This window comes from Thermoanaerobaculia bacterium (genome assembly GCA_035717485.1).
Lineage (GTDB): Bacteria > Acidobacteriota > Thermoanaerobaculia > UBA5066 > DATFVB01 > DATFVB01.
This window is the reverse complement of the sequence record DASTIQ010000314.1, coordinates 1-5,219: the sequence shown is the minus strand read 5'-3', so window position 1 is coordinate 5,219 and position 5,219 is coordinate 1. Positions and strand designations below refer to the sequence as shown.

Here is a 5,219-nt window from a genome sequence, read left to right as displayed (position 1 = left end):
ATCGCCGGGCGCGCTTTTACGCGCTGACGGCCGCCGGCCGCCGGCAGCTCGCCAAAGAAACGTCGAAGTGGAGGCGGATCGCGGCCGCGATGGGGCGCGTGCTCGGCGAGGAGGCCTAGCGATGCGCCGTTCCGACGCGGACTTCGCCTCGGAGATCGAAGCCCACATCGCGCTCGAGGCCGAGCGGCTTCGCGAGGAAGGAATGAGCGCGGAGGACGCGCTCGCCGCCGCGCGCCGGACGTTCGGAAACTCGACGCTCGCCCGGGAGCGTTTCCACGAATCGCGCCGCGTGATGTGGTGGCACGACTTTCGGCGCGATTTCCGCTATGGCCTGCGCGCGCTCCGGAGGAGCCCGGGTTTCTCGGTCGTGGCGATCGCGACACTCGCGCTCGGGATCGGCGCGAACTCCGCCGTCTTTTCCGTGATCCAGGCGGTGCTGCTCCGTCCGCTCCCCTTCCCGGAGCCCGATCGGATCGTCGCGATGGTGTGGAACGGGGGATCGAGGTCCGACGACAACCAGTCGCTGCCCGACCTCAAGGACATCGAGGCGCGAAGCGGCTCGATCGAATCGATCGGCGGCGTCAGCATCTTCCCGCTCGACTACACGGGGGGCGACGCGCCCGTTCAGGTCATGGCCGGCCTCTGCGCGCTCCGGTATTTCGAGGTGTTCGGGGTCCGCGCGGAGCGGGGGCGGTTGATCGGGCCCCCGGACGACCTGGGGAAGGCCGGCCGGGTCGTCGTCGTGTCCCACGCCTTCTGGACCGGCCGGATGGGGTCCGATCCGAACGTCCTCGGCCGCAGGATCCCGCTCTCCGGGAATTCGTACACGATCGTCGGCGTGCTCCCCGCCTCGGTGCGGCTTCCGGGGAGAGCGGCCGACGTCTGGGCGCCGGTCACGGTCGTGGCGCCCAGGGACGTGCCGGATCGGGACGTGCACTTCCTCACGACGTTCGTGCGCTTGAAGAAGGATGCCGCGATCGAGCGCGCGCAGTCGGAGCTGCACTCGATCGACCGGTGGCTCGAGCAGGCCTACCCGGAAAGCAACCGGGGACGGCGCCGGGATCTTCTCCCCCTCCGGGAGACGCTGGTCGCCAACTCCCGGCCCGCGCTCCTCGTGCTCTTCGGCGCCGTCGGGCTCGTCCTCCTGATCGCGTGCGCGAACTTCGCGAGCCTCCAGCTCGCTCGCGGGTCCTTCCGCCGGCGTGAGATGGCGATCCGCGGCGCGCTCGGCGCCGGGCGAGGACGGCTCGTCCGGCAGATGCTGACCGAGAGCGTGCTGCTGTCGCTCCTCGGGGGTGCCGCGGGGCTCGGCCTCGCGCACCTGGGCGTGCGGGCGCTCGTGGCGCTCGGCGCGGCGAGCGGCGCAACCCTCGTCCCGATCCGGATCGACCTGGCCGTGTTCGCGTTCACCGCCACGATGGCCGCGACGACCGGGCTCGTGTTCGGCCTCGTGCCGGCGCTCGCCGCCGCGCGCGTCGACCCGCAGGCGGGGCTCCGCGACGGCTCGGGCGGCCAATCCGCTTCGGGAGGCGAAGTCCGGCTCCGGAGCGCGCTCGTCGTTTCGGAAATTGCGCTCGCGCTGGTGCTGCTCGCCGGGGCGGGGCTTCTGATCCGAACCTTCCGGAACCTCCGATCGGTCGAGCCCGGATTCCGCGCGGATCACGTTTTGACGATGCGGCTCGTGCTTCCGGAGGCGCGCTACGAGGAGATTTCGAAGCAGCGCCAGTTCCGGGCGCGCCTGCTCGATTCCTTGAACGCGCTGCCCGGCGCCGAGGCGGCATACGTCTCCGAGCTCCCGATGAGCGGCAGCGAGCTCACGCAGCACTTCGTGATCGACGGCCGCCCGCCGATCCCCGCGGGCCAGGAACCCGAGGTTCTGACGCGCACGGTCTCGCCGAACTACTTCCGGGTGCTCCGGATTCCGCTCCGCGCCGGGCGCGGGTTCGCGGACCAGGATCGAGACGGCTCCCCGCTCGTCGCGATCGTCAACCAGAGCTTCGTGCGCGCGTACTTTCCGAGCGGCTCGGCCGTCGGCGCGCGGGTGAGCTGGGCTCCGGATCCCGGAAAAGCGCCGCAGTGGATGACGATCGTCGGCGTGGTCGGCGACGTGAACCATTTCGGGCCGGCGCGCCCGGAGGAGCCGGCGGTCTACGATCCTTACGCGCAGACGCCGCGGCGCTGGAAGCGATGGATGTCCATCGTGGTCCGCAGCCGCACTGAGCCCGCCGCGCTCCTTCGGGAAGTGACGGGCCGGATCCGGGAGCTCGACCGAGAGCTCCCGGTGACGAAGGTCCGCGAGATGCGCGAGGTCGTGGCGGAATCGACGCAGCCGCAGAAGTTCAACCTCCTGCTGCTCGGCGCCTTCGCGGTCCTGGCGCTCGTGCTCGCTTCGATCGGCGTCTACGGGTTGATCGCGTACTCGGTCGCCCGGCGTCGCCGCGAGATCGGCATCCGGATGGCGCTCGGGGCGAACGCGCCGACGATCATTCGATCGATCGTCGTCGGGGGCGTCAAGCTCGCCGCCGCGGGCGCGGCGATCGGAATCGCCGGCGCGCTCCTCGTCACCCGGTTGATGGCGAGCCTGCTCTTCGGCGTCGGGCCGCGGGACCCGGCCACACTCGCCGGCGTCGTCGGAATCCTCGCCCTCGTCGCGGCGCTCGCCTCGTGGATCCCCGCGCGTCTCGCGGTCGAGATCCCCCCGATCTCGGCGCTGCGGGCGGAATAGCGATGCGTCGGGGGGCGCGAAGCGCCAATCTGTGAAGCGCGGCGAACCAAAATGGCGGGGAGGACGGGATGGCCCGGCGCACTCGCGTACCCGGCGATCCCGCCTCCATCGCGACGCGACTCGCCGCTAGGCGGCGCGCCATTCTGCTGAGCAAACTGGCGGAGAGGACGGGATTCGAACCCGTGGTGGAGTTTTAAGCCCCACGGCGGTTTAGCAAACCGCTGGTTTCAGCCACTCACCCACCTCTCCACGGGAGGCCGATGGTAGCACGCACTTCGCGTTACGCTCGACCCGAAGAGGAGGCTTCGATGCCGATCTTTCAAACCGGTGCGTACCAGGTCAAAGCCACAGCCGTCCCGAAGGTCGAGAAAGCGATCCGCGAGTTCGTGGAGTTCGTGAAAGCGAACGAGCCGGGAAGCCGGATGTATCTCGCCTGGCAGCAGAAGGACGATCCCACGAAGTTCATCCACCTCTTCATCTTCGAGGACGAAGCCGCGCAGGCCCGCCACGGCGAGTCGGAAGCGGTGCGGCGGTTCGAGTCGGTCTATTCGCCGGAGCTCGTGGGCGGCGAGGTCGTCTTCACCGACTACGTGATGATCGCCGGAAAACGCGAGGGATCTCCGGAGGCCTGAGAGGCCTGCGGCGGGCGCCCCTGGGTTCCTGAACAATACACGAACGCTCTCGCATATCATCCGCATCGAAACGACGGCCGATGAAATGCATTTGATTCTTTCGCTCGCCGGAGCCCTGCTCGTCCTCTCGGTCGCTCGCGCCGACGACCTCGACGCGCTCGCGCGCGACTTCTGGACCTGGCGCGCCGCAACGCAGCCGATCACGCGGGACGACGTGCCGAGGATCGACCGTCCGGCCGGATGGACGCCCGACTGGTCCCCGCGATCGATCGAGGAACGGCGGCGGGCGCTCGCCGCCTTCGAACACCGGTGGACGGCTCTAGCCGACCCGAAGGCGCCGATCCCCCGGCAGGTCGATTACCGGCTGATCGGTTCGGCCCTCGCGCGCGTCCGGTGGGAGCTCGAGGAGAATCCTTCATGGCGTCGGAACCCCGAGTTCTACGTCGACCAGACCGTCGCCGCTTACGTGGACGCGATCGTGCCGCCCGCAACCCTCCCGACCGTTCGCGGGCGGGAGGTCATCGCCCGCCTTCGATCGATCCCGGCGACACTGACCGCCGCCCGCGAGAACCTCGACGACGCCCGCGCGCCCTTCGCGCGCCTGGCGATCGACGACCTGCAGGGAATCGGGGGCAGGCTGCGACAGAGCTCGAAGGCGCTGGCGCCCCGTCTCGACGCCGCGTCGGCGGCCGCGCTGCCGGAAACGGTCGATCGAGCCGTCGCGGCCCTCGACGATTACCGGGAATGGCTGCGCACACGGGTCGAGAGACTTCCCGAGAACGTCGCGATCGGCCGAGCCGCGTATGCCCGATTCCTCCGCGACGTCGCGCTCATTCCCCATTCCCCCGAGGAGGTCCTCGCGATGGGACGGCAGGAAGACGCTCGCGCCGTCGCTTTCGAGGAGTACGAACGGCAGCGTCATCGCGACCTCCCGGAACTCCCGATCTTCCGCGACCAGGCGGAACAGATCGCCCGCGCCGATCGCGACGAGCGCGCGATCCGCGAGTACCTCGGCTCCCGAGGCATCCTCACGGTTCCGCCCGACGCCCCCCGCTACCGATACCTGCCGATACCCGAATGGCTCGCTCCCCTTGCCGATTTCGGCGAAGGGACCGACTTCCCGTTCGCGTCCCGCCTCTCCGAAGAGTCCACGCGGTACATCCCTCCCCCGTCGCCCGCGCTCGGCTACTTCGCGCTCTCGATGGCGCGCGAGCCGCGCGCCGACATGGTCCACGAGGGCCTTCCCGGACATGCATTCCAGCTCTGGCTCTCGCGCTCTCATCCCGACCCGGTGCGCCGGTTCTGGTACGACTCCGGCGTCAACGAGGGCATCGGCTTCTACGCCGAAGAGATGATGCTCGAGATGGGGCTTTTCGACGACAGCCCGAAATCGCGGGAGATGATCGCCAACTACATGCGCCTCCGGGCTCTCCGCGTCGAGGTCGACGTGCGGCTCGCCCTCGGGAGCTTCACGATCGACGAGGCCGCCGATTACCTGCGGACGCGGGTGCCCGTCGATGCCGCCACCGCGCGGAGCGAGGCGGCATCGTTCGCCGCGACACCGGGATTCGCGATCGGCTACCAGATCGGCAAGCTCGACATCCTGCGCCTCCTCGCCGACGCGCGGCGGGCGCAGGGGGAGCGGTTCAACCTGCGGTCCTTCCACGACTTCGTCTGGAGGAACGGAAACGTTCCGCTCGCGCTCCAGCGCTGGGAGCTCCTGGGGGACCGGAGCAACGTCGAAGCGCTCGGTGGGCCGCCGGCGGCTCGCTGACCTTCGGGCGGGAGTTGCCGGCGCGCGCCGGCGCGGCGTCAGTGCGCCGCGGCGAACCGGGCGGCGTGCCAGCGGGCGATCTCGAGCA

Annotated in this window: 3 protein-coding genes and 1 tRNA gene; 3 read left to right on the top strand and 1 reads right to left on the bottom strand. The window is 70.0% G+C overall.

The window, feature by feature from the left end; translation table 11 throughout:
• Nucleotides 1-121: 121 nt before the first annotated feature.
• A complete protein-coding gene (locus tag VFS34_16295) occupies nt 122-2,725 on the top strand; it encodes an ABC transporter permease (protein HET9796012.1) in 2,604 nt (867 codons plus the stop codon).
• 156 nt (nt 2,726-2,881) lie between these two features.
• On the opposite strand, the gene VFS34_16290 is transcribed toward VFS34_16295, so the two are convergent.
• Nucleotides 2,882-2,974 (bottom strand) — tRNA-Ser (locus tag VFS34_16290).
• A gap of 59 nt (nt 2,975-3,033) precedes the next feature.
• Here VFS34_16290 and VFS34_16285 point away from each other — a divergent pair.
• Both VFS34_16285 and VFS34_16280 read left to right on the top strand, forming a co-directional pair.
• Entirely contained in the window at nt 3,034-3,357 is a 324-nt protein-coding gene (locus tag VFS34_16285; GenBank protein ID HET9796011.1) for an antibiotic biosynthesis monooxygenase family protein, read from the top strand.
• A gap of 85 nt (nt 3,358-3,442) precedes the next feature.
• Nucleotides 3,443-5,131, top strand: a complete 1,689-nt coding sequence (locus VFS34_16280; GenBank protein ID HET9796010.1) for a DUF885 domain-containing protein — start codon at nt 3,443-3,445, stop codon at nt 5,129-5,131.
• Nucleotides 5,132-5,219: the final 88 nt, after the last annotated feature.